Below are 25,314 nucleotides of genomic sequence, written 5' to 3'. Positions count from 1 at the left end.
ATTTTCTTTAACAACAGATATATATGGTCAAAACGAAAATATCGCCAGTATGAGTACTGGATCGACCGGATTCGTCGAACGGCTCCGGCAACCGGAGTACACCGGAGAGAACAGATGTACCCCGTGCACGATCGTCAACGTCGTCATCGCGATGGGCCTCGGTGGCGTGGTCTCGGTGTTCGCCACGCCGCTCGTCGGCGCGCCGGTGTTCGCGGTGTGTCTGCTGGCGATATACCTCCGAGGGTACCTCGTTCCCGGAACGCCCGCGTTGACGAAGCGGTACTTCCCCGACTGGCTCCTCGCGATGTTCGACAAGCACGAACACGGGGCCCCCGAGGTCGGCGAGGACGAGCGCGAGCCCGAGGCGGTGCTGGCCGACGCCGGAGCGGTCGAGCCCTGCGGGGAGGTCGACGACCTCTGTCTCGACGAGTCGTTCCGCGCCGACTGGTACGACCGGATGGAGTCTATCAAGGCCGAGGGAACCGAAAAGAGCGACCTGAGCGAGGTGCTCGACGTGGACGAGGCGGAACTCAGCTTCGAGGAACACGACGACGCCCTCGTGGCGAGGCTGGGCAGCGGTCGCCTCGGCCAGTGGGAGTCCCGCGGCGCGCTGATCGCCGACCTCGCGGCCGCGAAGTTGCTGGAGGAGCGGTACGCCGACTGGGACGCGCTCACGGTCACGAATCAGAGCCGGGTGCTGAGCGGTCTGCGCATCTTCCTCGACGCGTGTCCGGACTGCGGCGGTGACATCGCCATGGACCAGGAGACCGTCGAGTCGTGCTGTCGGACGATGGACGTGGTCGCGGTGAGTTGCTCGGACTGCGACTCGCGGCTGTTGGAAGTCGAACACAGCGCCTGAGCTCGGTCGGTACTCGGCCCGAGCTCGTCCGGTTTTCCCGCATTCGGGCCGTCCGGTTTTCCCGCATTCGGGCCGTCCGGTTTTCCCGCATCTTCTCGAATCGTCTCGACGCTCCCCCCACAACTCGGTCCGTCCGAATCCGAACGTGTGCGACTCGACCGACCCCGCCGTTTCCGCTGTCTCCGCCCGACGAGTAGGGGGGGTCCTACACCGTCGTTTCCGCTGTTTATCGTCGCTCTGACCCCGGTCGAACACCGGAATTTCCGCTGTCTGCGTTTCGAGAGCGCGGAGGGTGGGGAACGAATGAGCGGGGCCCTCGGCCGCGCTATCCGCGGTTTCCGGGTATCACGCGTCGGCTCGCCGGTTCGCCGTCGCGACGTTCGGGCCGAAATCCGCGATGGCCCGCCACACCGGCGTTTCCGCTGTTTCGTCCGATTCGGGAGGTTCGTTCGGTTTCGGAGAGGTCGCGGGGCCAGAGTGCTTCTCGCGAGTCTCGGGGCGGGACTCGACGCGGGTCTGGGTCTTCCGAACCGTCGAAAATCGCCTGAGGCGGAGCTTCGGCCGGGGCACAACAGCGGAAATCGTGGGGTCTGCAGTTTGGGGGTTCCGGTCCGGAAACAGCGGAAACGTCGGAGTGGGAACACGTCTGCGGGAGAGAGAACGAATCGCTGGAATCGGGGGCGAACACATGCGAAAGACAACGGAAACGGCGGAGTAATAATCGGGAGCAATGACAGCGGAAATAGTGGGGTTAGCGGGTGAGTCTGGTGAACGCGAAGAAATCGCTGGGTAGCGCGGAGAGCGCGGAGAGCGCGGAGAGGAGAGCAACGGAAACGGTGGGGTACGGGTATTTAGGGGTGGCAGGGAAGGGGAAGAGCGAAAGATGACGAGGGGAAGGGAGGGGAAGGGAAATCTCAGTTCTCGGCTTCGCCGAACGTCGTCTGGTAGTAGGGGCGGATGCTCTCGTGGACGCCAGCGAACTCGATGGTCTCTTCGAGCGCGCTGACCACGAGCTGGAGGTCCTGTTTGAGGGCGTGCTCGCGGTACTTGCCGCCCGACATCCCCTCGTTCTTCTCGGTCGAGGAGATGACGCCGAGCATCGCGAGGTCGGCGAGGTGGTCGCGCATCCGTCGGCTGGTGAGGGGCTCGGTCCCGACGTGGTTGCAGAGTTGCTCGTAGCGCGGTCGGATGTCCCGCGAGCGCGCGGGGGTCTTCTCCTCGGCCTCCAGCGAGGTGAGCGCGTAGAGGATGAGCCGGGCGTGTTCGGTCAGGTCGGCGACCCCCTCCATGATGCGGTCGCGTTCGAGTTTCTCGCGGGCCTCTTGGACGTGGCTCTCGGTGACCTGCTCGACGGCCTCCTTGCGGGCGAGGTCGCCCGCCTCCAGCAGGAGGTCGAGCGCCTGCCGGGCGTCACCGGCGTCCTGCGCGCCGTACGCCGCACAGAGCGGAATGACGTCCTCGGCGAGCGCGCCGTCGTGGAACGCGACCTGTTCGCGCTGGCTGAGGACCTTCTGGAGTTCGGTGGCGTCGTACGGCGGGAACGAGACCTCCTTCTCACAGAGCGACGAGCGAACTTTCGCCGAGAGCGAATCGCGGAACGAGAGGTCGTTGGAGATGCCGATGAGACCGATCTTGGCGTCTTCGAGGTAGCCGTTGCTTCTGGCGCGCGGAATCTGATAGAGGATAGAGTTGTCGTTGATGTGGTCGACCTCGTCGAGGACCACGATGATGGTGCCGCCGAGTTCGTCGAGTTCCTCCCAGAGGAAGCTGTAGACCTGCGCCTGCGGGTAGCCCGTGTTGCTGATCTGCTCGGAGGGGTCCCGGAGCGTGTTGACGAGTCGGACCGCCACCTGATAGCTCGAATTGAGGCCGTCGCAGTTTATCTCGATGACGTCGAGCGTGATGTCGTCGTACTTCGCGGCGTCGTCCTGGAGCCGATTGAGGAGAAACCGAGTGGCGGCGGTCTTGCCTACCCCGCTCTTGCCGTAGAGAAAGATGTTCGACGGGGCCTCGCCGTTGATGATGGGCTGGAGGGCGGCGTGGTACTCCTCGAGCTCGTCGTCGCGCCCGACGAGGTTGTTCGGGGTGTACTCCTCCAAGAGCGCGTCGCGGTTCTTGTAGAGGGAGTTGTCCCGGTCGAAACTGAACGATGACATGAGTGTCGGTTGGACGGAGAGCGACATAAAGCCACATGGTTAGTGTGGTGTCCGCTGTTTCTTCTGTCCCGAGGGTTTTTGTTTGGCGGGGTTTTTCGAAGGGGGCGTCGTTTCCTGTGTCCGATTTTTTATAAGGACACACCCACCCCATCGTTTCCTGTGTTTTGGTGTGGAGGGATGGGGGGATGTTAGACTGGGTGCTATTGGAGCGAAAGTCTTATTACTATATGGGGAAAACCATACCCGTATTGCAATTAGTCTAAATCGACTATATAGAATAATGTAACTATATAAACTACACTCGGTTTTGTACCCGTTCTTTTATTTACCCCTTCATCCCTCCAGCCCTTCATCCCTCCAGCCCGTGATCTTCCATCTACCCCTTCACTCCCCCCACCCATCCGATCATCCACAAAACAGCGGAAACGGTGGGGTGGGTGTGTCCCGAAAACCGACCCCTCCGAGGGTCCGACATCCCCCAGACCCCCGCCACCGCTCCCATCTCCTCCGAAAACATCGGAAACCGTGGGGTGGGTGTCCCCCTCGAACTCCGCGGTAATCAGTCCGAGTCGGACGACCTAACAGCGGAAATGGTGGTGTTCAGCCCCGTTACGTCTACGATCTCGCGAGTCGTTTCCAACCGTTCGCTTCTCTCCGACCGTTCGCTTCTCTCCGGAGTATCCTGTGGACGCCACCACCTCGGAAGCCGTTCGTTCCCCTGAGACCTCCGTGAAAACAGCGGAAACGGTGGGGTAGAACTCCTCCGTCCTCCGGCGTCGCACCTCGGTTTCGTCCGTAATCGCGGACGCTCCAACTTCGGATACTCGTACTTCGAACACCCGCTCTCCCAATCCCTCATCGTCACGCCCCCTCGTCGACTACGACGTCTCCTCGCCCGAGAGAAACAGCGGAAACGATGGGGTTAGTTCACCGTCACGTCTTTGGAACCGCGGCCGTCGGAAATCGCCGCCGTGACGATTCGATGACGATTCGAGTGAGTGCCGCCAGCGCGACCCGCGTCTCGGACCGTCACCATCGCTACCTGCATTCCATCGCCCCCGTCGCGACCTGTGTCCCGAACCGACACCATCGCGACGCCACAGCCCGAACGTTATCGGGCCATCGGTGACCGTAGACTCTACTTTCCTTATACCTAAATACGGAAAATAATTTGTATCGCACCCGTAATTACACCTCCGTGAACAGGAGAAATTTCATCACGGCCGCAGGTGCCGGACTCGCTGGCGTACTCGGTGCCGGTACCGCGAGCAGTAGCGAGGACGCCGACGGCCCGATTCGCGTCGAGGGCGTTCGGATGCACCGATTCACCCCGCGGGACGACGACACCTTCGACTACGAGGAGCAGTTCAGGAGCGGGCGACTCCGCGCGAAGTTCGGAACCGAGACGGTCACCGTCGACGAGGCCACCGTCACCCGCGACCAGCTCCCCGAGGAGTACCGGGACCGCGAGGGGCGATTTCAGGTCACCCAGCCCGACACCGCGGTACTGGCCCACATGCCGGAGTTCGTGGCGCAGGAGTCCGGCGCGAACGGCGAGGTGGGGACTCGGACCCACGACCTGCCGATGTACTGCTACAAGAACGCCGAGGCCGCCGAGCGAACCGGGCCGATAAACGTCGCCTGGGACGTGGACATGTCGGCTGGCGAGATCCGGTCGGCCATGCGCGACGACGTGAGCTGGTGGGGCGGCGAGTGCTGGTGCGCCGACCTCCCGAGTTTCACCCGGTACGCGGTCATCGACGGGGACGCCACCGAGAACGACAGCGGCGTCGCCAAGTCGGTCGGCTCGCACCTCACCGGGAGCCAGTGGCACGCCCGGCTGTGGAACCTTCCGGACGGTCGCGTCGTCTCGCAGGCCCACTACGACGTGCAGGACCACGGGACGATACTCCTCGACCCCGATTATCGCTTCAGCGAATCGCGCCAAACCCTCGCCGACACATGGACGGATTCGCTCGATTACTCAGAGACGCTCTACTACCAGAGTAACGGTAGCGGGTACACCTGCGACGACTCCTCGAACGGGTACCTCTCGAAGATTTCCTGACCGCGCCCGATGAACCCGGAACTCCGAGACGCGCTGTCGTTTGGGGTCGTCGCCTACGCCGCGCTGGTCGCGCTGTACGTCGCGCTGGTCGGCGCGAGTAGCGTCGCGGCTGGCGAACCGACGCGGTCGCAGTGGCCGACCGCGACCTACCTCCTCGCGGGGACGTGCGTGTTGCTCGTCGCGGGCTGGTGCGGCGCGAACGACCTGTCGGCGGCGACCGTCGTCGGAGTCGGCGTCGCCCCGGTCGCGGCCGCGCTCACCGCGGGACTGGTCGGCGCGGTCGTCGAACCGCTCGGAGACCCGATTCACCCCGGCTTCCTCGCGTTCTTCCTCGCGGGGACGCTCGCGCTCGGGCAGGTCGTCGCCCTCGTCGGCTACGGAATCGGCTCGGTCCTCGCCGACCTCTGAGGCGAGCTATCGCTCCGCGACCGCGAACAGCGTCTCTGGTCGCTCGTCGGCGCGAACCACGTCGAATCCCGCCTCGTCGAGGAGTTCGACAGCTCGCTCGCGGTCGTAGCGCTCGTCGAGGGGCGGCCCGCTTTCGCCGTCGCCCGCGGCGGTCCAGTCGGCGACCACGAATCGCCCGCCCGACCGGAGGACGCGCGCGACCTCCGCGAGCGACTCGGGGCTCGCGAACTCGTGGAAGGTCATGGTCGAGAACGCGGCGTCCAGTTCCCCGTCGGCGAACGGGAGGTCGGCCACGTCGGCGGTCACCAGCGCGACGTTCTCGGGAACGCCCTTCTCGCGGTAGACCTCGTGCATCTCGGCCTGCACGTCCACCGCCCGCACCTCGCCCGCGAAGGGAGCGACGTCGTCGGTGTAGAAGCCGGTCCCGCTCCCGAGGTCGGCTATCGCGTCGCTCGTGTCGGGGTCGAGCCCGGCGACCAGCTCCTCGCGCGAGAGGTACCGATAGCGCGATTGGTCCTCCAGTTTCTCGGCTCGGTCGGCGTCGAAGGTGTGAAAGCCCATGGTGAAGTTTGGCGGCTGACCGGCTTAAAATCGAGTATTCGGTTCGGTCACGCGTACCGGTCGACGAGCCTCGTCAGGGCGGCCTCGTCCTGCATCCCGACGACCTGCTCGACCTGTTCGCCGTCGGCGAACAGGACGAGCGTCGGGACGCTCCGAACGCCGTACTGGCTCGCCAGCCCCTGATGCTCGTCGATGTCGACCTTCGCCACCGCGGCCTCGGTGTTCGCGGCGACCGACTCGACGACCGGTTCGAGCATATTGCACGGACCGCACCAATCCGCGTAGAAGTCCACCAGCACGACTCCGTGGTCGGTGGTGACCGTCGAGAACTCCTCGACGCTCCCGACGTGAATCGGCTCGTCGGGTGCGTCGGGAGCGGCGGCGTTCTCGACAATGGCTTCGCGCTTTTCCTGACGGATGGATTCGAGTTCGTCCTCGCTCATCGGTTCCACCTTGTCGCCGGAGGGGCATAACTATTGTGTGTGGGGTATGCAATACTGAGTCGCGCTCGTCCGGAACTGTCGCCGCGGCCGCTTTCCCGGCGAGTGGACAATCGACCGATGGGGCCCCACGCCCGGCGATCCGTGACCGGTAACCCCCCGTTTCCCCGGACGTATGCCCCGACTATACGACTTTCCGCAATTTTTGCCCCGGATTCGCCAGCGAATAACAATGGGTGCATCCGTGGTCGTTCGAGCACATGGTAGGTGTCATCGGCGGGAACCTGACCGGCGACGCCCTCACGTCGGCTGTCGAGAGACTCGACCGCGAGGAGTGGTACGAGACCGAGCGGTTCGAGGTGGGCGAGGCGGGACTCGCGCTCGTCCACCACGGGGAGAAGGACCCCGGCGGCCACGCGATTTGGGAGGGCGACGACGGGGTCGGCGTCTGCTACGGCGCGGTGTCGAACCGCGACCGACTCGGCCTCCCGATGGCCGAGGTCTTCGAGCGGGTCCTCGACCGGCCCTCGGTCGTCCTCCCGGAACTCAGCGGCCCCTTCCTGCTCGCGGTGGCCGACCGCGACGGGGACCTGCTCGTCGCCACCGACAAGCTCGGCACGCGGGACTGCTACCACGCCGAGACGCCCGACGGAACCGTCTTCGGCTCCGACCTCGGAGCCGTCGCCTCGCGGCTCGACGACCCCGAGGTGGACGCCCGGACCGCCTCGGACCTGCTCTCCTTTGGCTTCGCGCTGGGCGGGAAGACGCTCGTGGAGGGCGTCGACGCGCTCGCCCCGGCCACGATGCTCCGGGTCGAGGCCGGAGAAGGCGGAACGGGCGGTCGAGACGACGGTCCCTCTCGCGAGCGCTACTGGGAGCCGACCTTCGGTCGCCTCCCCGAGGAGGGGTACGTGAGTCGCGCGCTCTCGACCTACCGCCGGGCGGTCGCCGACGCGAGCGACACCGTCGAGGGAAGCCTCGGCCTCTGGCTCTCGGGCGGCCTCGACAGCAGGACGATGGCGGGCGTCCTCCGCCGCGAGCACGGCCGGTTCCGAACCTTCACCTACGATTCGAACCCGCCCGACGCCTCGAACCTCGACCCCGCGAGGCGGGTCGCCGAGACCCTCGGGGTCGACAACGACCTCGTGCTGGAGACCCCCGACGACTTCGCCCGGGACTTCGAGCGGGCGGTCTGCGCGTTCGGCGGGATGGTCCCCCACCAGAACCTCGTCGCCCCGGGGTTCGTGTTCGACGACCTCCACGCCAAGGTCGACGTGATGATGGAGGCCGCCCCGCAGGGGGAGTTCCTCGGCGAGGAGGTCTGGACCTCCCACCTCGACGCGCCTTCGGCCGCCGACGCCTTCCTCTCGATGTTCGAGTTCCGCAGGGAACCCGCCGACAGGGTCCGGTTGCTGCTCGACGACCCGGTCGAGCCCGACGACTCGGTCCGGGAGATGGTCGCCGAGAGCACGAAATCGAGCGTCCCGAATCGCATCATGGATACGTGGTTCCGCAACGTCCCGTCGAACGCCCACTTCCGGGGCAACCGGGCGGTCCGGAGTCAGGTCGGCATGCGCATCCCGTTCGCCGACGGCGACTTCCTCGACACCGCCGCGGGGATGCCCCTCAGGCGGTTCCGGCGGGCCACGGTGCCGGGCACGGGCGGGCGAATCCCGCGGTCGATGTCGCCGCTCAAGCGCGAGGTCCTCGTCGAACTCGACGGCGGACTCGACCGGATTCCCTACGAGCGGACCGGGTTCGCTCCGGCGCGACCGCTCGCGCTTCACGACGCGGGCTACGTCGGAAAGCAACTGCGCTGGAAGTTCCTCACGGGTCGCCCCTCGATTCCGTGGAGCGACTGGTACCGCGACCGCGAGGAGGTCCGCGAGCCCGTGGACGGGTGGCTCGACGCGGCGCGCGACCGCGACCTGTTCGAGGGCGACGCGGTCGAGGACCTCCGGCGCGACCACCTCGCGGGCGAGGCCGACGAGTGGAACGCCATCTCGGGAATCTGCAACCTCGAAGTCTGGATTGAACAGGCACTGGACTGATGCGGGGGTCGGTTCGTTCCCCCGACCGGCCGCTCCTACCCCGTGAGCACGTCGACCCGACGCGCCTACCCCGTGATAACGTCGGTATCCCAGCCGTCGTTCGGAATCTCGGCTTCGAGTTCGACCTCGACGAGCGCGTCGGGGTCGAGGAGGCTCGCGACCCCGACCATCGTGCTCGCCGGATAGTGGGGGCGCGAGAAGAACTCGCTCCGAACTTCGTGAATCTCGCCCTGCGTCTCGCGCGACAGCACGTCGTCTCGGACGAAAAACTGCATCGAGACCACGTCGTCCATGGTCCCACCGAGGTCTCCGAGCGCCATCTCCTTGTGGGCCAGAATTTGACGCACCTGCTCCGCAACGCCGCCCTCGGGCCATATCGACCCGGAGAACACCACCCGAGCGTGGTCGGCGTGGTGGGTTACCGTTCCGTACGACGACGCCGGTTCGTCGAGGTCGTCCGACTCGACGGTGCGTCCCTCGGGCAGGATGGCTGTCTTGTCCATCAGTTATCATGTCGTCTCAATACGTAATAAATGTCCGGGTCGGGTTTCGGATGCGACTCGGTCCAAACCACTACGTTCCTGTCGTGCTTCCGTACGACCATGCCCGAAGAGAGCGACGACGTTCGCGTCTGGCTGGTCGAGCGCACCTACTCCGACGACGAGCAGAACCTCATCATCCTCGTGTACGCGACTCCCGACGGCGAGCGCTACTTCCGGAAGGAGCGGGCGCTCACCAGCTTCTCCGACGCCCGGGACACGACCGCCGCGCTCGCCGTCTCGCCCGGCGACCTCGGGAGCGTCGACGACCCGGAGGAGCGCGAGCGGTACGCGACCGAGGCGACGCGGATGGCCGACGAACACGACCCCGACGACCCGATTTAGCGGCGAGGGCCGACGCCGTCGGCCCTCGCCGCGGCCCTCGGCGCTCGCCCGTCATCCCTTCTCCCTACCCGGATACCCCGCGTCCCTCGCTCGTACCCACACCGTAATGTGGTCCGACCGCCACGATACTGCCATGCCCGACCCGCTCGAAGTCGAGGACTTCTACGACCTCACGCTGTTGACGGACCTCGCGGTCTCGCCCGACGGGGGCCGCGTGGCGTTCGTCGCCGCCGAGTTCGACCGCGCCGAGGACGACCGCCGGAGTTCGGTGTTCGTCGCGCCGACCGACGGCTCCCGGGACCCCCACCGCCTCTCGCGGGCCTCGGACGCCAGCGCGCCGGTCTGGAGTCCCGACGGCTCGAAACTCGGCTTCCTCGCGGCCCGCGAGACCGACGCCGAAATCGCGGTCTCGCGGGACGAGGACGCGGACGAATCCGAAGACGCCGACGAGAACGGCGGTTCGGACGACGAACCCAAGACGCAGGTCTGGGCCTTCGACCTCGAACGCGGCGGCGACGCCCGACAGCTCACCGACTTCGAGGAGGGCGCGCGGTCGTTCGACTGGGGTCCGGAGGGCGACCGTCTCGTCGTCGCCGCCCGCGACCCGACCGACGACCAGCGCGAGTATCTGGAGCGCCGACGCGACGAGGACGGCCCGATAGAGATCGAACGTCTCCAGCACAAGTACGACGGGAAGGGCTGGCTCGACGACGTGACCACCTACCTGTTCGTCGTCGACTGCGACACCCGCGAGGCCGAACGCCTCGACGACGCCTACGGCGGCGGTGCGCGCGAACCCGCGCTCGGCCTCCAGCCCGCGTGGTCGCCCGCGGGGGATGACATCGCCTTCCTCTCGAACCGGACCGACAGGCCCGACGACAACCATGTGATGGACGTGTACCTGATCTCGCCCGACGGCTCCGCCTGCCGGAAGGTGACCGACTCGGACCTCACCGCCTCCCGGCTCCGGTGGCACCCCGAGGGCGTCTCCGGAAGCGACGCGACCGGAGGCTCGTCGGACGCGTCCGACGGCGAGCGCCTCGCGTTCGTCGGCGGCGACCCCGAGAACTGGTACGTTCCCTCCGAGGTCTTCGTCGCAGACCTCGACTCGGGAGCCACGGTCCGGTCGAGGTCTGCCGACCTCGACCGGACCGTCGCGCGGTACGGGTCGCTCGGGTGGCGGGGAGACGACGTGCTCGCGGCCGTCGGCGACGAGGGGCTGACCCGACTCGTCCGGTTCCCGGCCGACGGCGAACCCAAGCGAATCTTCCACGCGCAGGGTCGCGGCCGGACCATCGAGGGGTTCGACTGCCGCGGTGGCACCGCGGCGGTCGTCCTCTCGGACCCGCAGGAGGGAACGGACGTGTACGCCGTCGACGCGGCGGGCCTCGATGCCGCCTCCCCCGCTACCGCCGACCGCGGCGTCGCCGACGGCGACGCCGCGGTCGAACCCACCCGAATCTCGGCGGTCAACGAGGACCTGCTGGCCGACGCCGAACTCCCGGAGTGTCGCCGACTCACCGTCGAGTCCGACGGCCAGGAGATAGAGGCCCTCGCGTACCTGCCCACCGACTTCGACCCCGAGGACCCCGACCCCCGGCCGCTGGTCGCCTCAATCCACGGCGGGCCCATCTCCTACGACGCGCCGACCTTCTCGTTCGAGTACGCCCACTTCACCGGGAGGGGGTACGTCGTCCTCCGGACGAACTACCGCGGGAGTTCCTCGTACGGCCGCGAATTCAGCGAGCAGATTCGCGGTGAGTGGGGACCCCGAGAGCGCGACGACGTGCTCGCGGGCGTCGAGGAACTGGTCGAGCGCGGGTGGGCAGACCCCGACCGGTGTTTCGCCACCGGCTTCTCGTACGGCGGTATCACCACGGGCTACCTGATCACGGCGAGCGACCGGTTCGCCGCGGCAGCGGCCGAACACGGCCTCTACGACTTCCGGTCGGCGTTCGGCACCGACGACAGCCACGTCTGGTGGGAGGACGACTTCGGCCTGCCGTGGGAGGACCCCGAGGGCTACGACGCGAGTTCGAGCATCCTCGACGTGGGCGAGGTGGAGACGCCCCTGCTCGTGACCGCGGGCGGCGAGGACTGGCGGTGTCCGCCCTCCCAGAGCGAACAGCTCTACGTCAGCGTGAAGAAGCAGGGCGTGCCCGCCCGCCTCGTCGTGTACCCCGACGAGCATCACAACATCGGCGACCCCGACCGGGCGGTCCATCGACTGGAGGAACTCACCGACTGGTTCGCGCGCCACGACCCGGCGGTCGAGTCGTCGTGAGTCCCGAAGCTCGCGACTCGTTCGCCCGAGTTCCGCGAGTCAGTCGTCGGAGACGGGCCCGCGGTCGCCGAAGACGCTCCGCTGGAGTTTCGCGCGGTGGAACGCCACGAGGTGGTACCGGGTCACCACCACCGCGGCGGCCGCCATCACCACGGCGAACGCGCCGGTGTGGGTCACCGGGACGCCGTGGAGGTAGCCGTTCACCAGCTGTGCGACGCCGAGGAGGACGGGGACGACGCTCGCCACCGCGGTCCGACCCGGCAACTCCCTGAACATCTCCCAAAACGAGACCTTGTTCCTGACGGCCATTCGGTAATCGCTCCGTGAGGGAGCCTGCGACCGACGGCCCATCACCTTTTCGCAACCGCGTTCTGATGGGTCAGCTCTCGGAGAACGCCGCGCTCGGACGGACCAACTCCCGGAGAACGCCGCGCTCGGACTACGCCGACCCGACCGACGGCGAGTGAGAGTCGTGGTGGGCCTCCTCGGGCGCGTAGACGACGTGCTCGCCGTCGGAGTGGACCTCGACTCGACAGCCACGTAGCTCGAAGGTGACCGTTCCGACGACGCGTCCGTCGGCCGCGTCGTCGGGGAAGAGCCGTTCCAGCGCTTCGGGGTCTACCACGTCGTACAGCCGGAATCCCTCCGAAACCGGGTCGCAGTCGGCCACCTCCGCGACGGCCCCGACGATTGTGGCCGTCAGGCCCCTCCCGTCGGTGTTCACACGGTACGCCGCGCGCCCGTCGCTGTCGAGCGAGGGGTCGCGTTCCACGATGTCTGTCGTATCTCCCTTCATAATTTACTCGCCGACGAACGGCTCCCTCGGTTCGGCTTACCGTGCCAAGCACGCCGGATGGTAAAAAATTCACGGTTTCCGGCAGAGAGAATAGGGTAATACAACCGACGAATGAAGGGTCGGATGGCCGACGGGAGCCGAACGGCTCCCGTCGGCCTCAGTCCTCCTCGACAAGCACCAGCGGTTCGCCCTCGTGGTCGTCCGGGTCGCCGACGCCCGCCCGGAACGCCTCGGCGTGGACGGCCTTCAGGCGCGCGAGTTCCGCCTCGCTCGTTTCCAGTCGGTCGGCGAAGTCCTCCCAGACGTGGCTCCGGACCGAGAGGTAGTACGCGGCCCCGTCGCGCGCCACGAGGGGGTCGCGGTGGAAGCGCGTCCGGTACTCGTAGACCACGTCGGCGACCGAGAGGTCGGAGAACTCCCGGACGAGCCGCTGGTGGCGGGCCGCGAGGTCGCGGGCGTCCTCTTCCTCCACGCCGGAGAACGGGTCGAGCGGGTCGGCCATCGTCACCACTCCGCGACGCTCCCGTCCTCGTGTCTCCAGACGGGATTGCGCCAGTTCACCTCGCCCGCGCGCTCGCGGACGACCGACTCGTCGACCTCGACGCCGAGCCCCGGACCGTCCGGTATCGCGACGAAGCCCGAATCGAACTCGAAGACGCTCGGGTCGGCGAGGTAGTCGAGCACGTCGCTGTCCTCGTTGTAGTGGATGCCGAGGCTCTGCTCCTGAATCAGGGCGTTGGGCGTGCAGGCGTCGATCTGGAGCGCGGCGGCCAGCGCGACCGGACCGAGCGGGCAGTGGGGCGCGAGCGCCACGTCGTAGGTCTCGGCCATGCTCGCGATTTTGTGGACCTCGGTAATTCCCCCGGCGTGGCTCGGGTCGGGCTGGACCACGTCGACCGCGCCCGACTCGAAGACCTGCTTGAAGTCCCACCGGGAGTACAGCCGCTCGCCCGTGGCGATGGGTACCGTCGTTCGGGCCGCGATGTCGGGGAGGGCGTCGTTGTGCTCGGGCAGGACCGGCTCCTCGACGAACATCGGGTCGTGGGGTTCGAGCGCCGCGACCAGCCGTTTCGCCATCGACTTGCTCGCCCGGCCGTGGAAGTCGACGCCGATGCCGACATCGTCGCCGACCGCCTCGCGGACCTCCGCGAGGCGGTCGGCGGCCGCCGCGACCGCGGCGGGGGTGTCGATTCGCTCTAACTCGGGCGTGGCGTTCATCTTGAGCGCGGTGAACCCCTCCGCGACCTTCTCGCGGGCGGCCTCGCCCACGTCGTCCGGCCGGTCGCCGCCGATCCACTGGTAGACACGGATTCGGTCGCGCGCCCTCCCGCCGAGGAGTTCGTGGACCGGCGCGCCGAGTCGCTTGCCCTTGATGTCCCAGAGCGCCTGATCGACGCCCGCGATGGCCGACATCAGGACCGGCCCGCCCCGATAGAACCCCCCGCGGTAGTGGGTCTGCCAGTGGTCCTCGATGCGCGCGGGGTCCTCGCCGAGCAGGTACCCCTCAAGCAGTTCCTCGACCGCCGTCCGGACCGTCCCGGCCCGCCCCTCGACGACCGGTTCGCCCCACCCCACGAGTCCGTCGCTCGTTTCGAGGCGCAGGAACAGCCACCGCGGGGGCACCTCGAACAGTTCGTAGTCGGTGACGCTCATGTCGCCGGGCTACGACCGCCAGCGCATTAACCCCGGGGGCGGCGGAGTCGGCGCGTTCGGCCCCGACCCCGCGAGTTCCGACTCGAACGGACAGAATTATGGTCCGATATCGGGTAGTTCCGGACGATGGACAAACTCGACGGCGTCTCGCGCGCGTCGCTCCGCGCCGAACTCGATGCGGTCGAGAGCGCGAAGGCCGCCAAGCGCCTGATGGTCGCGCTGGCCTACAAGGACGGGGTACCGGTCTCGACCCTCTCCGAGCGCTACGGGATTCCGGAGTCGACCCTCTACTACTGGCTCGACCGATTCGCCGCCGAATCCGTGTCGGCCGCGGTCGAGGACGGCGACCGCCCCGGCAGGCCGAGCGAACTCGACGACGCCGACCGCGAGGCCGTGTTCGGGGCGCTCGCCGACTCGCCCGAGGCCTACGGCTTCGACGCGGCCTCGTGGACGCCCGAACTGGTCCGGGACCTCATCGAGCGCGAGTACGGCGTCTCCTACTCGCTCGGGCACGTCCGGCGGCTGATTCGGGAGGCCGACGCGGAGGAGTGACCGCCCGCAGATGTGGCCGCTCTGGGCGTGAAACCGACTCCTCGCGCGGTCGCTCGGCGGTTCACCGCCGAGCGACCGCGAGCGCCGAGACCAGCGCGGCGAGCGCGAGTAGCGCCACGCCGACGCCGAATCCGGGCACGTCGCTGGCCGACTCCTCGGTACCGGTGGCGGTCTCGGCCTCCATCGCGCCGTCTTCTGCGGTGGTCCCATCGGGCGGTTCTGCGGTCGTTTCGTCCGCGGTTTCGCTCTCGGTGTCCTCGGCGGTCTCGGACGATTCCGTCCCGTCTTCCGTCGAATTCCCGTCTGCGCCGCCGATGCGGAGCATCCAGCCGTCCCTGCCCTCCGCGCCGTCGCCCGCGGTCTGTCCCGCGAGGACGTAGCCGCCGCCGTGGGCGCGGACGGCTGGCCACGGCTTGTCCCACGAGTCGGTGCCGTAGTAGGACTCCCACGCGACCTCCCCCTCGGGGTCGGTCGCCAGCACGTAGCCGTCCACGCTGTCGGAGTTCGCATCGGAACTCCCGGTGAACAGGAACCCATCGTCGGTCGCCATCGCGGAGTCGAGCCACTGGGTGCCATCGCCGCCGTGTCTGCGTTCCCACTCGACCTCCCCGTCGTCGTCGAACTTCACCAGCCAGCCGTCCCGCGGGCCGGTGGCGTTGCTCTCGGTCTCGCCAGCCATCACGAACCCCGCGTCGGACTCCCCGTCCCCGGCGGGCGCGGCCGCCCACACGTCGTCTCTGTCTGGTCCCCCGGCCGTGGACTGCCAGTTCTGGCTCCCGTCGGAATCGACCGACAGCGCCCACCCGTCGTCGCTGTCGCCCTCGGTCTTCCCGGCGAGGTAGTAGCCGTCGTCGGTCGGCACGATTGCCCGGAGGTAGCCCGCGTCGTACCCCTCGGGGGTCGCGTAGGTCTCGGACCACTCCGTAGCGCCGTCCGAGCCGAGTTTCGTCGCCCGTCCCTCCCGGCCGTCGCCGCGGGTCCATCCGGCGAGGAGGTAGCCCGAGTCGTCGGGTTCGAGGGCGTAGAACGCGCCCGGATCCGCGATTCGCTCGTCTTCGAGGTCGCCGTCGGAACTCAGTTCGACTATCCAGCCGTTCGGCCCACTATTCTGGTCGGTCCGGCCAGCGAGCAGGTAGCCGTCGTCGGTCTCGGCGACGCCGTAGAAGCGGTCGGTCCCGTTCCCGCCGAGGCTCCGCTCCCACTCCTTCTCGCCGCCGCCGTCGGTCTTGAGGACCCAGCCGTCTCGGTCGCCGTCCTCGGTCCACCCGACGAGGAGGTAGCCGCCGTCGTCGGTCGGCACGAGGTCGGCGAAGGTGTCGTCGCCGCTCGCGCCGTAGGTGTGTCGCCACTGCTCGGGCAACTCGGGCGGTGCGCGCTCTCGGGGGTCGTCGGCGGTGGCCCCTCGTGGCCGGTCGCGGTCGTCGCGCTCGCGCCCGCGAGCGCGACGACGCTCCCGCCGACCGCGAGCGCCACCAGAGCTACGGACAGTGTGGCTCTCCGCATGCGCGCTACTGACCGCCCGACCCGTTTTGTTATACGCCGTCTGTCCCGCGATAGGGCGGTCCTGTCGAATCCGAAGCGGTATGTTCCCCGACCGATTCCCTCCGACAATGACGCGGACGGCACTCCTGTTGGCTGGCGTGGGCATGGTCTCGTGGGGCGTCTGGGCGATGTTCGCCGACCTCGCGACGCGAACGCTCGACCCCGCGGTGGCGATGGTGATATCGTACCTCGCGGGTATCGGAATCGCGGTGGGGTACATCGCCTCACAGGGCCTCTCGCCGACGCTCTCGGGGGTCGGCGTCGGCTACGCGGTCGCTGGCGGTCTGTTCTCGGGCGTCGGCGCGGTGAGCTACTACGCCGCGCTCCAGTACGGGGCCTCGGGAATCGTCACCACCGTCACCGCGCTCTACTTCGTGGTCGCGGCGGTCCTCGGCGCGGTGTTCCTCGGCGAGTCGGTCGGCCTCCGGGACGCGGCGGCCATCGCGCTCGCGGTCGGCGCGGTCGCGTTGCTCTCGACCTGACCTACCGCTCCCACGCCGGGGGTGCCCGCCCGAGACGGCGAAGCACCACGGGATACCCGAACGCGACCGCCAGCGCCACGGCTATCCTGACGACGAACCCGTCGATACCGGCCGCCGCCAGCGCCGCGACGAAGACGAAGTAGAGCAACATCATTATCAAGAACTGCGGGAGCAGTTGCCGCCACGTCGAAGCCATGTCGGACGCGACGGCCCCCCGGAAGTTAAGTGTGGGGAGTCGGGCCCGAGCGAGCGGTCGCCGTCGGTCGGCGACCGACGGCGACCGTCTGCCAGCCCTGCCGGAAAGGGCGACCGAGCGTTCACTCGGGACCGGTGACCGGTCGGTCACTCGGGAACGGTGACCGAGCGTTCACTCCGAGAGGGTGACCGGGCAGTCACTCGAAGGCGGGCACCACCTCGTCGCCGAGGCGCTCTACGCACTCGACCATCCGGTCGGTACCGATTCCGGGGTGGTAGGTCCGGAACACGAAGTGGATATCGTCGCCGAGCGCCTCGCGGTACTCCTCCAGCCCCTCGACGACCTGCTCGGGCGTCCCGAAGACGGCCTGCTCTCTCAGCTCTCGCCTTCGCTCGTCGGACAGCTGCTCGACCGCCTCGCCCGAGAATATCTCGGCGTATCGGCGCTGGATGTAGAGGTAGCCGTCTTTCATCGTCTCCCACGCCTCTTCGGCCGAGTCGCCGACGAACCCGTGCTGGAGGACGTATATCTGGAAGTCGCCCTCGATTCCCTCCTCCTCGCGGACGGTCCGGATGTCCTCGACCCGCTTGCGGACCCCCTCCACCGAGAGCGCGGAGGGCGCACACCACGCGTCGGCCTCGCGGGCCGCCCGCCGGACCGCGGGCTTGGCCGACCCGCCGTACATGACGGGGATGTCCGAGTCGGGCTTGGGCGTCACGTTCGCGTCCGGGGACACGTCGTGGAACTCGGCGTCGTAGTCGAGGGGGCCGTCGGACCACGCCCCGCGGAGGACCGCGGTCGCGTCGCGCATGCGCTCGACGCGCTCCTCGCGGGGGACGCCGAACTCCTCGAACTCGCGGGGGTTCGACCCGATTGCGAGCCCGAGCGTGAGCCGACCGTCGGCCAGCAGGTCGACCGTCGCGGCGTCCTCGGCGAGCCGGACCGCGTCGTAGAGGGGCGCGAGCGCGATGCAGGTGCCGAGCTCGACCGTGTCGGTCTCGGCCGCCAGCGCACCCAGCGCGGGCATCGTCGCCGAGAGGTAGCCGTCGTCGGCGAAGTGGTGCTCGGAGACCCACGCGCTCGCGAGTCCCGCGTCGTCGATGGCCCGCCCGAGTTCGAGCATCTCGTCGTAGATTTCGGTCATCGAGCGGTCGTCGTCGGGTTGGCGCTGGCAGGTGAACAGTCCCGTGCCGATGTCCATGCCGGGGAGTCGGTCGGGGCCGACTTAGTGTTTTATGAGCGACGAGTCTCCCACGAAGAATCGGCCCGGCGAGTCCCGCACGGTCGCCGGTCGGACCGGTCCCGTTCGGGTTTTCCGTCCGACGGGGCCGACGCGTCGGCCCCGTCGGACGGGAAAACCTCTTGGGGTCGTCCCACGAAGCCACCGACATCGACAATGCTCGAAGACATCCTCGTGCCGGTGGACGGAAGCGACGGTGCCGACGCGGCGATTCGACACGCCGGAGACATCGCCGAGCGGTTCGGTGGGACGGTCAGGGTCCTGTTCGTCGCCGACACCAACCGCGACAGCGTGACGATGGTCGGGACCGAGGTCGTCGACGCGCTCGAACACGAGGGCGAACGAATCGTCGAGGACGCCGCCGCCGAGCTCTCCGAGGCCGGAATCGACTGCCGGACCGACGTGGTGCAGGGCAAGCCCGCCCAGACCATCGCGGAGTACGCCGACGCCCACGCCGACCTCGTGGTGATGCCAACCCACGGCCGGAGCGGCATCTCGCGGTACCTCCTCGGGAGCGTGACCGAGAAGGTGGTCCGGCTCTCGCCGGTCCCGGTGGTCACCGTCCGGATGGAGGAGGCCCGGACGCCGTTCCCCTACGAGGACGTGCTGGTGGCGACCGACGGGAGCGACGCCGCGGCCGCGGCCGCGGCGCTCGCGGTCGACATCGCGGCCGACCTCGACGCGACGCTTCACGTCCTCTCGGTCGCCGATTCCGGCTCGCTGGGCCTCGACGTTCGCTCGGAGCTCTCGGACGCCCAGCTCCGGGAGGCCGCCGAGGACGCGGTGTCGGATGTCGCAGACCGCGCGACAGAAGCGGGCGTCGAGAACGTCGTCGAGCGCGTCGAGACCGGACGAGCCGCCGACGAGATCGGTTCGTACGTGGACGCGGAGGGCGTGGACCTCGTCGCGATGGGGACCACCGGACAGGGTGCGACCGAGCGCATCCTGCTCGGCGGCGTGACCGAGAAGCTGATCCGCTCCTCGCCCGTGCCGGTGCTGACGGTCCGGGAGTGAACGCGGGGCCGACCCCGAAAGCGACCGGGGAGTCGGTCGCCGAACCGGCTCGCGCCCGTCAGTGTTCGATGGTCGTTATCTCCTCGACCGGCCACTGGCTCAGTATCTCGACGCCGTTCTCGCGGACGACCACCATCTCCTCGACACGGACGCCCTGCCGGTCGGCGGGCCGCATCGTCTCGACCGCCATGGTCATCCCCTCCTCGATCTCGATGGGGTGGTCGGGCGAGAGCCCCCGCCAGATGAGCGGGACCTCGTAGAGCTGGAGGCCAAGGCCGTGGGCCCAGTGGTTGGTGGTCATCTCCCAGAAGTCCTCCGCGCCGTACCAGTCCATGTGCTCGCCCTCCTCGTCGGGGAAGCCCCGACAGATTTCGTCGGTCGTGGCTCCCGGTTCGATTCGTTCGAGCACGTCGTAGAGGTCGTCGCGGGCCTTCTCGTAGGCGTCTTTCTGGGCCTCGGTGGGTTCCCCGAGCGAGAAGGTCCGGTAGTAGCACGACCGATAGCCCATGAACCCGATGTTGTAGAAGTCGGCGTACACGAGGTCGCCCGGCCGGATGACGCGGTCGGTGGTGTTGGCCTGATGCTTGGGCCAGGTGTTCGGCCCCGAGGTCACGTAGCCGCCCTGCACCATCGCGCCGAGCCGCCAGAGCTCCTTCGTGGCCTCGCCCCACACCTCCGACTCGCGCATGCCGGGCTTGGCGGTCTCGGTGATCCGCTGGAATCCGGCCTCACAGAGCGCCGCCACCATCCGCAGGCACTCTATCTCGTCGCGGGTCTTCGTCTTCCGGGCGTCCTCCATCACCTGCGCGCACTCGCCGGGGCGCACGTCGACCCCGCGGTCCTCGAACGCAGAGACGAGCGCCCGATTGCCCACGTCGATTCCCATCGGCTCCTTTCGGACGCCGTACTCGTCCATCGCCTCCACGACCAGATCGGCCATCTTGCCCTTGAGCCAACGCCGGGCCGAGCTACTGCCCGACGCTCGCGGGACGTTCCCCAGTCCGGGGGCGGCGTACCGGATGTCGTCGAGCCACGGGCAGTTGAACTGCTGGTTGCTCGCGTGGTCGGCGGTGTCCCAGTGGACCACGTCGCCGTCCTCCGTGAGCAGGGTGTAGTGATCGGCACCCGACCCGCCGGTCATGGCGAGTCCCGTCACGTATCGAACGTTAGGGTCGTTTATCAGGAGCATCGAGCCGAGACCCTGCTCGCGCATGCGTTCGAGGGCGCGTTCCTTGCGCTCCTCGCGCATGCGCTGGAAGTTTATCCGTTCCTCCCAGTCGACGCCCATCGTGCCGCGCGTGCCTTCCATGAAATCGCGCTGATAAAATCCCATGCCCGCGGGTACTCCGGGCGAGATAATGAAAGTAGGTGGATTCGCGCGCACGGGGGCGGGAAAAATCCCCGCTCCCCGATACCGTCGTCTCCGCTTCCCGATACCGTCGGCCGAAGTCGGCGCTACTGGCGCACCGGAAGATACTTCCCCCACACAGGTCAACCGAGTGACGTGAACCGTCGAACCGCCCTGCGGTCCCTCGTTGCGACGGGGTCGGTTCCCCTCGCCGGTTTCGCGACTGGCTGTGTCGGCGACGCCGACGACGCCGCCGAAACCACCCGGACCACCGACACCGTCGCGCCGGACGAGTCTCCCGCCGAGCGCATCGAGTGGGCGTCGATGGGCCTCGAACGCGTCGCGTTCGAGTCGCTCGCCGAGGACGACGTGCGCGTCACCGCCACCGTGGAGATACGGAATCCGACCGAGTACCGCGTCCCGGTCAACGGCGTTCAGTACAGCGTGCTGTCCGGCCGCGACGGGGAGTTCGCGGCGTTTGCAGAGGGCGAGGTCCGGGGGTGTGACTTCGTGGAACTCCTCGGTGCGGACCAGACGTTCCACGACTTCGTCGAGAAGGAAGGCCTGCCCTGCCCGGACGAGAAGACGCCGACGTTCGTAGTCGAACCGAACGACACGACCGAGATTACGGTCGTCTCGAAACCGCAGACGGAAGCCCAGTGGAAGGTGGCGAACGACCTCGTCGGCGCGAACGAAACGGTCTACGTCCGAGTGGACGGCGAAGCACAACTCTGGAACCAACAGGTAGACGTCCACTTCGAGACCGAGACGGGTCTCAAGCCACCATAGGCGTCTACGAATCCGTGTCGGAATTTTCAGAAGTGGTCGGTCTTGCTCGTCAGGTAGACGATTGGAGCTACTCGAAGTGGTCCTCGACGCTGAACAGGTACGCGATGATCAGCAGGTCGAGTATCAGTCCGAGCGCGTTGAACTGCACGAGGTCGACGACCGCGCTGAGGCCGTAGAAGACCAGCGCCCACTTGTAGCCCCAGTGCTGGAGCCGCCAGAGGCCGTTGAGGACGACGGCCTGTCCGACCGCGACCGCGAGTACGAACGCGCCGACCAGAATCCCCGCGCCGCCGCTCCCGAGCGCACCGAGGCCCCCGAAGAAACTGACGACGACGCCGATAGCGCCGAGGATACAGAGAATCGTGATTCCGAGCGGTCTGTCGCTCGACGGATTGTCGTAGGTGGAGGGCATCGTGACGGGATTCAGAGGACGACGGGATAAGCTTTCGGTCCCGAGCGGGGTAGCGAGCGCGACCACACGACGAACGGTAATATCAAACTCCTTCACCCGAAGATATTAAGCTCCCCGACCCGATTCCTACTCAACAACGACGAATAAGATTATGTTCTCACTATTGGAACGAACGACCCTCGAAACGGAGGTGGAAGAAACCGACACCCGATACGGGTTCACCTGGGTCTTCGCCGACGGGAAGTACCGGATTCGGTCGCCCGACGACCGGTTCAAGCAGGTCCCCGAGGTGGTGGTCGAGACCATGAGAGAGAAGTCGACGGAGCTGTCCATCGACGAACTCATCGCCGAGACGGAGCGACACGACTCCGGAGCGGCGGCCGTCCTCCGGGAGATGGACGAGAAGGACTTCGTCAGGGACGGCGCGCCGGTCGAGCGAGTCCGACCGCCCGAGGACATCCGACTGTGGCACCGCGCGCTCGGGGTCGGACTGCTTCTGTGTCTCACCGGAGCGCTGTGGGTCGCGACGGCGTCGAGGCTCGCCGGGCCGTTCCTCGACCACCCGATTCGCTACCTCCTCGACTCGGCCCCGGTTCTCATCCCGATGGTGATTTGCTCGGTCGTCGTCCACGAACTCGGACACTACCACACCGCTCGGAAACAGGGACTGGACCCGTCGTTCGGCGTGTCCATTCTCAACGGCGTGATTCCCGCGGTCGTCACGCGGACCCACGGCGGCTGGGTCCTCCCGCGGAACCGCCGGATGTGGAACACCCTCGCCGGACCGGCCTACGGCCTCCTCTGGACGCTGGGGATGTTCGCGCTCTACTACACGCTCTGGCCGCATCCGGGCGTCGCAGTGGCGGGGCTCCTCTGTTTCAATCTCCAAGTCGCCGCCCTCAATCCGCTCATCCACGGCGACGGCTATCTGCTGATGACCGACTTGCTGGACGAACGCAACGTTCGAACGCGCGGGATAACGGACCTCAAGGAGCGCCGCCCGACGTGGCAAGCGGCGTACGCCGCCGTCTCCTACGGGTTCGCTATCGTCGGATTCGCGGTGAATCTGGCGGTCGGATATCTCGTCGGTGACGTCGCGGGGTCACTCGCCGTCCTCTGTGTGCTCGTCGTCATCTACGCCGAATCGTACTTCGGTATCGTCGAGCGCTTCCGAACGGTCCGGTCGGCGTCCGGTCGCTGAACGGCCGGGAGCGAGCCGGTCGCCACCACAGCTCGTCTCACTTTCGTAGCGGAGGCTCTTAATTGTTAGATATAACTAGAAAAGATTTAATTGACACCGGTTACCATTACACAATGTAGCATGATGGAAACATTCATCGAAGCCCTCGGCGAGGAAGAGGATCTCGAAGACCGCGAACAGACCATGTACACCAGCGACCCCACCTGGGACTCGCAGTAGACGACTGGTCCGACCGTCGGCGAGCGCGAGCGCTCGCCGACGGCCGCCAGAATCGATTTTTTCGACGGCCGACGCAACCATCGTGAGCTGAGGGGTCGCGTAGACCGTCGTCGGTCCGAGTCGAGACGCGAGACCGCCTACCCCTGAGTCTCACTCGACCAGCGCGTCGGCGAGGACACCGGCGATGTCCGTGGCACCGTGGAGGTCGTGGAACGCGAATCGGGGACCGGGATTGACCTCCAGAAGGGCGTGTTCGTCGTCCGTGACACGCAAGTCGACCGCCCCGAACCGAATCGGAGAGACGCGGGCGGCGCGTTCGACGTCGCGTCGAACCTCCTCCCGGAGGTCCACCGGTTCGGCGTCGTCGACGCGACCGACCGACTTGTACGTCCAATCGTCGATCTCGTAGCGACTCGCGCCGACGACCTCGCCGTCGAGGAAGTACGCCCGGACGTCGTCGCCCGGGGCGTACTCCTGAAACTGGACGGGCGCGTTCGACAGTCGGTCGAGCGGCGCGTCCCCGAGGTCGCTCTCGGACAGTCGATTCGGTCGCGTCGAGTCGGCGACCGGCTTGTAGACGACCTCGCCGTGTTCCGCGACGAACTCGCGGACGCGGTCCGGGTCGGTGGTGAACACGGTGTCCGGAACCGAGACCCCCGCCATCGCGAGCTGTTCGAGCTGTAACGGTTTCCAGTCGTCGTACTGCTGGGCCCCCGGCGGATAGAACACCGTCGCGCCGTGGTTCTCGAACAGACCGAGCAGTGAACGGAAGACGCCCCGCCACTGGTCTGCTATCATGAACACGCTCTCGGTTCCGTGCTCCTCGAACTCGTCTGCGTACCGGGACAGGGCGGGGTGGAAGATGTGGTGTACCCACGGGAAGACGGCCGTCACCTCTTCGACGCGGAACTCGCGCTCGACGGTGACCGTGTCGCTCCCCACGTCGTAGGTCACCGGAACGTCGCTCGGCCAGTCGGTCGTGTCCCACACGACCGGTTCCCCGCCCCTGTCTTCTATCGCGTCCGAGAGCAGTTCGAATTCCTTGTACTCGGCCTCCCCGATAAGTACAACCGTCATTGGTTTGCATAATCCATCCTGAGAGTAAAAAACTACGTGTGATACCGAGCGGGGTGACCCGGACGGTCGCCCGGGAAGCGGGAGCCGTCGGGCGGCTATTCGGCCGCCGACTCGACCAGATACTCGGCGATGGCATCGGCCACGTCGGTCGACCCGGCGAGGTCGTGGGCCGCGAACCGGCCGGGCGTGTTGCTCTCCAGCACGGTGAACTCGCCGTCGTCGGTGAGTCGCACGTCGACGGCGGCGTACGCCGACGGGGAGAGTTCCCCCGCGCGGACGACCGTCTCGCGGAGGTCCGGGCCGGGAGAGAGCGCGACCGACTCGATGTCCCCGTAGTCGACCGACGGACTCTGGAACGAGATGGCGTCCGAGTCGTAGTCGTATCGGACCATCCCGGCGAACTCCCCGTCGACCACGTACCCCCGCGTGTCGTCACCGGGAGCGAACTCCTGGAGTTTTATCGGAGCACCGGCCATCTTCTCCAGTCGTTCCGGTTCGAGGTCGGACGGGCGTATCAGTTCGAGGCCGCGACCGCCGTTGACCGGCTGGACGACCGCCTTCGAGTGGGCCTCGACGAACTCCTCGACGCGCTCGGGGTCGTTGGTGAACGTCGTCTCCGGCACGGGAATACCGTCCTCGTCGTACAGTTCGAGCATCAACGGCCGATGAAAGTTCCAGTACCGGTCGACCGGAGAGGCCGCTATCCTCGCTCCGTGGGCTTCGAACACGGCCAGCATCGACTGCACGGTCTGTTGCCACTCCCGAAGTTGGGTGTACGCGTGCCGCTCCGGTTTCTCGTCGAACCAGTCGTAGGTCGGGACGAACTCGGGGAAGACCGTCTGTATCATCGAGAACACGCCGGTCACGTCGTCGACCGGAATCGGCTCTCCCAACACCAGTTCGCCGCTGGCGACCGTGTGTTCGAGTGGGGCGTCTCCCGGCCAGCGGTCGACGTCGACCACGACCGCCTCCTCGCCCCGTTCCTCGACCGCTTCTCCCACGAGCTGATGTTCTTTGAACGTCTCGGTGTCACCGAGGATAACGACGACCATTGCCGGATGAATCCGGGCGTGAATACAAGT

General features: G+C 67.3%; 26 protein-coding genes. 11 read left to right on the top strand and 15 right to left on the bottom strand.

What is annotated here, in order from left to right:
* Positions 1–49: 49 nt before the first annotated feature.
* A complete protein-coding gene (locus NGM10_RS16350; RefSeq protein ID WP_253484660.1) occupies positions 50–859 on the top strand; it encodes a DUF8054 domain-containing protein in 810 nt (269 codons plus the stop codon).
* Positions 860–1,773: 914 nt separating this feature from the next.
* On the opposite strand, the gene NGM10_RS16345 is transcribed toward NGM10_RS16350, so the two are convergent.
* Positions 1,774–3,015: an orc1/cdc6 family replication initiation protein gene (locus NGM10_RS16345; RefSeq protein ID WP_253484656.1), complete on the bottom strand. Its 1,242-nt coding sequence runs from the start codon at positions 3,013–3,015 to the stop codon at positions 1,774–1,776.
* A 1,198-nt stretch (positions 3,016–4,213) separates the two neighbouring features.
* Here NGM10_RS16345 and NGM10_RS16340 point away from each other — a divergent pair.
* Together NGM10_RS16340 and NGM10_RS16335 are read left to right on the top strand one after the other, a co-directional pair.
* Complete coding sequence (locus tag NGM10_RS16340) at positions 4,214–5,083, top strand: hypothetical protein (RefSeq protein WP_253484653.1); 870 nt, start codon at positions 4,214–4,216, stop codon at positions 5,081–5,083.
* Positions 5,084–5,092: 9 nt separating this feature from the next.
* Positions 5,093–5,491: a hypothetical protein gene (locus NGM10_RS16335; RefSeq protein ID WP_253484650.1), complete on the top strand. Its 399-nt coding sequence runs from the start codon at positions 5,093–5,095 to the stop codon at positions 5,489–5,491.
* Positions 5,492–5,497: 6 nt separating this feature from the next.
* On the opposite strand, the gene NGM10_RS16330 is transcribed toward NGM10_RS16335, so the two are convergent.
* Both NGM10_RS16330 and trxA read right to left on the bottom strand, forming a co-directional pair.
* Complete coding sequence (locus NGM10_RS16330) at positions 5,498–6,052, bottom strand: class I SAM-dependent methyltransferase (RefSeq protein ID WP_253484648.1); 555 nt, start codon at positions 6,050–6,052, stop codon at positions 5,498–5,500.
* A 47-nt stretch (positions 6,053–6,099) separates the two neighbouring features.
* Complete coding sequence (gene trxA, locus NGM10_RS16325; RefSeq protein ID WP_253484645.1) at positions 6,100–6,495, bottom strand: thioredoxin; 396 nt, start codon at positions 6,493–6,495, stop codon at positions 6,100–6,102.
* A gap of 257 nt (positions 6,496–6,752) precedes the next feature.
* Here trxA and NGM10_RS16320 point away from each other — a divergent pair, with 257 nt between their 5' ends.
* On the top strand, positions 6,753–8,543 hold the full coding sequence (locus NGM10_RS16320; RefSeq protein ID WP_253484642.1) for an asparagine synthase-related protein: 1,791 nt from the start codon (positions 6,753–6,755) through the stop codon (positions 8,541–8,543).
* 65 nt (positions 8,544–8,608) lie between these two features.
* Here the strand turns inward: NGM10_RS16320 and NGM10_RS16315 are convergent, their stop codons facing one another.
* A complete protein-coding gene (locus NGM10_RS16315) occupies positions 8,609–9,046 on the bottom strand; it encodes a RidA family protein (RefSeq protein ID WP_253484638.1) in 438 nt (145 codons plus the stop codon).
* A 99-nt stretch (positions 9,047–9,145) separates the two neighbouring features.
* On the opposite strand from NGM10_RS16315, the gene NGM10_RS16310 reads away from it, so the two are divergent.
* Both NGM10_RS16310 and NGM10_RS16305 read left to right on the top strand, forming a co-directional pair.
* Complete coding sequence (locus NGM10_RS16310) at positions 9,146–9,427, top strand: DUF7967 family protein (protein ID WP_253484635.1); 282 nt, start codon at positions 9,146–9,148, stop codon at positions 9,425–9,427.
* Positions 9,428–9,560: 133 nt separating this feature from the next.
* Positions 9,561–11,711 carry a S9 family peptidase gene (locus NGM10_RS16305; protein ID WP_253484632.1) on the top strand — a complete coding sequence of 717 codons (2,151 nt, stop codon included), beginning with the start codon at positions 9,561–9,563 and terminating at the stop codon, positions 11,709–11,711.
* A 39-nt stretch (positions 11,712–11,750) separates the two neighbouring features.
* On the opposite strand, the gene NGM10_RS16300 is transcribed toward NGM10_RS16305, so the two are convergent.
* The 4 genes from NGM10_RS16300 to dgoD all read right to left on the bottom strand — a co-directional run bounded on the left by NGM10_RS16300 (position 11,751) and on the right by dgoD (position 14,160).
* Positions 11,751–12,020, bottom strand: a complete 270-nt coding sequence (locus NGM10_RS16300) for a hypothetical protein (protein ID WP_253484629.1) — start codon at positions 12,018–12,020, stop codon at positions 11,751–11,753.
* 130 nt (positions 12,021–12,150) lie between these two features.
* On the bottom strand, positions 12,151–12,507 hold the full coding sequence (locus NGM10_RS16295; RefSeq protein WP_253484626.1) for a HalOD1 output domain-containing protein: 357 nt from the start codon (positions 12,505–12,507) through the stop codon (positions 12,151–12,153).
* Between the two features lie 157 nt (positions 12,508–12,664).
* On the bottom strand, positions 12,665–13,009 hold the full coding sequence (locus NGM10_RS16290; protein ID WP_253484623.1) for a DUF8048 family protein: 345 nt from the start codon (positions 13,007–13,009) through the stop codon (positions 12,665–12,667).
* Between the two features lie 2 nt (positions 13,010–13,011).
* Entirely contained in the window at positions 13,012–14,160 is a 1,149-nt protein-coding gene (gene dgoD / locus NGM10_RS16285; protein WP_253484620.1) for a galactonate dehydratase, read from the bottom strand.
* 126 nt (positions 14,161–14,286) lie between these two features.
* On the opposite strand from dgoD, the gene NGM10_RS16280 reads away from it, so the two are divergent.
* The gene (locus tag NGM10_RS16280) at positions 14,287–14,712 is read left to right on the top strand and encodes a helix-turn-helix domain-containing protein (RefSeq protein ID WP_253484618.1); all 426 of its coding nucleotides are present in this window, start codon (positions 14,287–14,289) and stop codon (positions 14,710–14,712) included.
* A 61-nt stretch (positions 14,713–14,773) separates the two neighbouring features.
* Here the strand turns inward: NGM10_RS16280 and NGM10_RS16275 are convergent, their stop codons facing one another.
* The gene (locus NGM10_RS16275; RefSeq protein WP_253484616.1) at positions 14,774–16,072 is read right to left on the bottom strand and encodes a hypothetical protein; all 1,299 of its coding nucleotides are present in this window, start codon (positions 16,070–16,072) and stop codon (positions 14,774–14,776) included.
* A 250-nt stretch (positions 16,073–16,322) separates the two neighbouring features.
* Here NGM10_RS16275 and NGM10_RS16270 point away from each other — a divergent pair, with 250 nt between their 5' ends.
* Positions 16,323–16,736 carry an EamA family transporter gene (locus tag NGM10_RS16270; RefSeq protein WP_253484614.1) on the top strand — a complete coding sequence of 138 codons (414 nt, stop codon included), beginning with the start codon at positions 16,323–16,325 and terminating at the stop codon, positions 16,734–16,736.
* Position 16,737: 1 nt separating this feature from the next.
* Here the strand turns inward: NGM10_RS16270 and NGM10_RS16265 are convergent, their stop codons facing one another.
* Both NGM10_RS16265 and NGM10_RS16260 read right to left on the bottom strand, forming a co-directional pair.
* A complete protein-coding gene (locus NGM10_RS16265; protein WP_253484613.1) occupies positions 16,738–16,932 on the bottom strand; it encodes a hypothetical protein in 195 nt (64 codons plus the stop codon).
* 196 nt (positions 16,933–17,128) lie between these two features.
* Complete coding sequence (locus tag NGM10_RS16260; protein ID WP_253484611.1) at positions 17,129–18,133, bottom strand: LLM class flavin-dependent oxidoreductase; 1,005 nt, start codon at positions 18,131–18,133, stop codon at positions 17,129–17,131.
* 195 nt (positions 18,134–18,328) lie between these two features.
* Here NGM10_RS16260 and NGM10_RS16255 point away from each other — a divergent pair, with 195 nt between their 5' ends.
* Positions 18,329–19,186 (top strand): universal stress protein, encoded by an 858-nt coding sequence (locus tag NGM10_RS16255; RefSeq protein WP_253484609.1) that lies wholly within the window; start codon positions 18,329–18,331, stop codon positions 19,184–19,186.
* Positions 19,187–19,244: 58 nt separating this feature from the next.
* Here the strand turns inward: NGM10_RS16255 and NGM10_RS16250 are convergent, their stop codons facing one another.
* The gene (locus NGM10_RS16250; protein ID WP_253484607.1) at positions 19,245–20,519 is read right to left on the bottom strand and encodes a M24 family metallopeptidase; all 1,275 of its coding nucleotides are present in this window, start codon (positions 20,517–20,519) and stop codon (positions 19,245–19,247) included.
* A 171-nt stretch (positions 20,520–20,690) separates the two neighbouring features.
* Here NGM10_RS16250 and NGM10_RS16245 point away from each other — a divergent pair, with 171 nt between their 5' ends.
* Complete coding sequence (locus NGM10_RS16245) at positions 20,691–21,323, top strand: hypothetical protein (protein WP_253484604.1); 633 nt, start codon at positions 20,691–20,693, stop codon at positions 21,321–21,323.
* A 67-nt stretch (positions 21,324–21,390) separates the two neighbouring features.
* Here the strand turns inward: NGM10_RS16245 and NGM10_RS16240 are convergent, their stop codons facing one another.
* A complete protein-coding gene (locus NGM10_RS16240) occupies positions 21,391–21,735 on the bottom strand; it encodes a hypothetical protein (RefSeq protein WP_253484602.1) in 345 nt (114 codons plus the stop codon).
* A 151-nt stretch (positions 21,736–21,886) separates the two neighbouring features.
* Between NGM10_RS16240 and NGM10_RS16235 the strand changes: the two genes are divergently transcribed.
* The gene (locus NGM10_RS16235) at positions 21,887–22,936 is read left to right on the top strand and encodes a M50 family metallopeptidase (RefSeq protein ID WP_253484598.1); all 1,050 of its coding nucleotides are present in this window, start codon (positions 21,887–21,889) and stop codon (positions 22,934–22,936) included.
* Between the two features lie 369 nt (positions 22,937–23,305).
* On the opposite strand, the gene NGM10_RS16230 is transcribed toward NGM10_RS16235, so the two are convergent.
* The gene (locus NGM10_RS16230; protein ID WP_253484595.1) at positions 23,306–24,232 is read right to left on the bottom strand and encodes an ATP-grasp domain-containing protein; all 927 of its coding nucleotides are present in this window, start codon (positions 24,230–24,232) and stop codon (positions 23,306–23,308) included.
* 95 nt (positions 24,233–24,327) lie between these two features.
* Entirely contained in the window at positions 24,328–25,284 is a 957-nt protein-coding gene (locus NGM10_RS16225) for an ATP-grasp domain-containing protein (RefSeq protein ID WP_253484592.1), read from the bottom strand.
* Between the last annotated feature and the right edge of the window lie 30 nt (positions 25,285–25,314).

This window comes from Halorussus salilacus (assembly GCF_024138125.1).
Lineage (GTDB): Archaea > Halobacteriota > Halobacteria > Halobacteriales > Haladaptataceae > Halorussus > Halorussus salilacus.
Note: the sequence above shows the minus strand (reverse complement) of the source record. Positions and strands in the feature narration are given on the sequence as shown.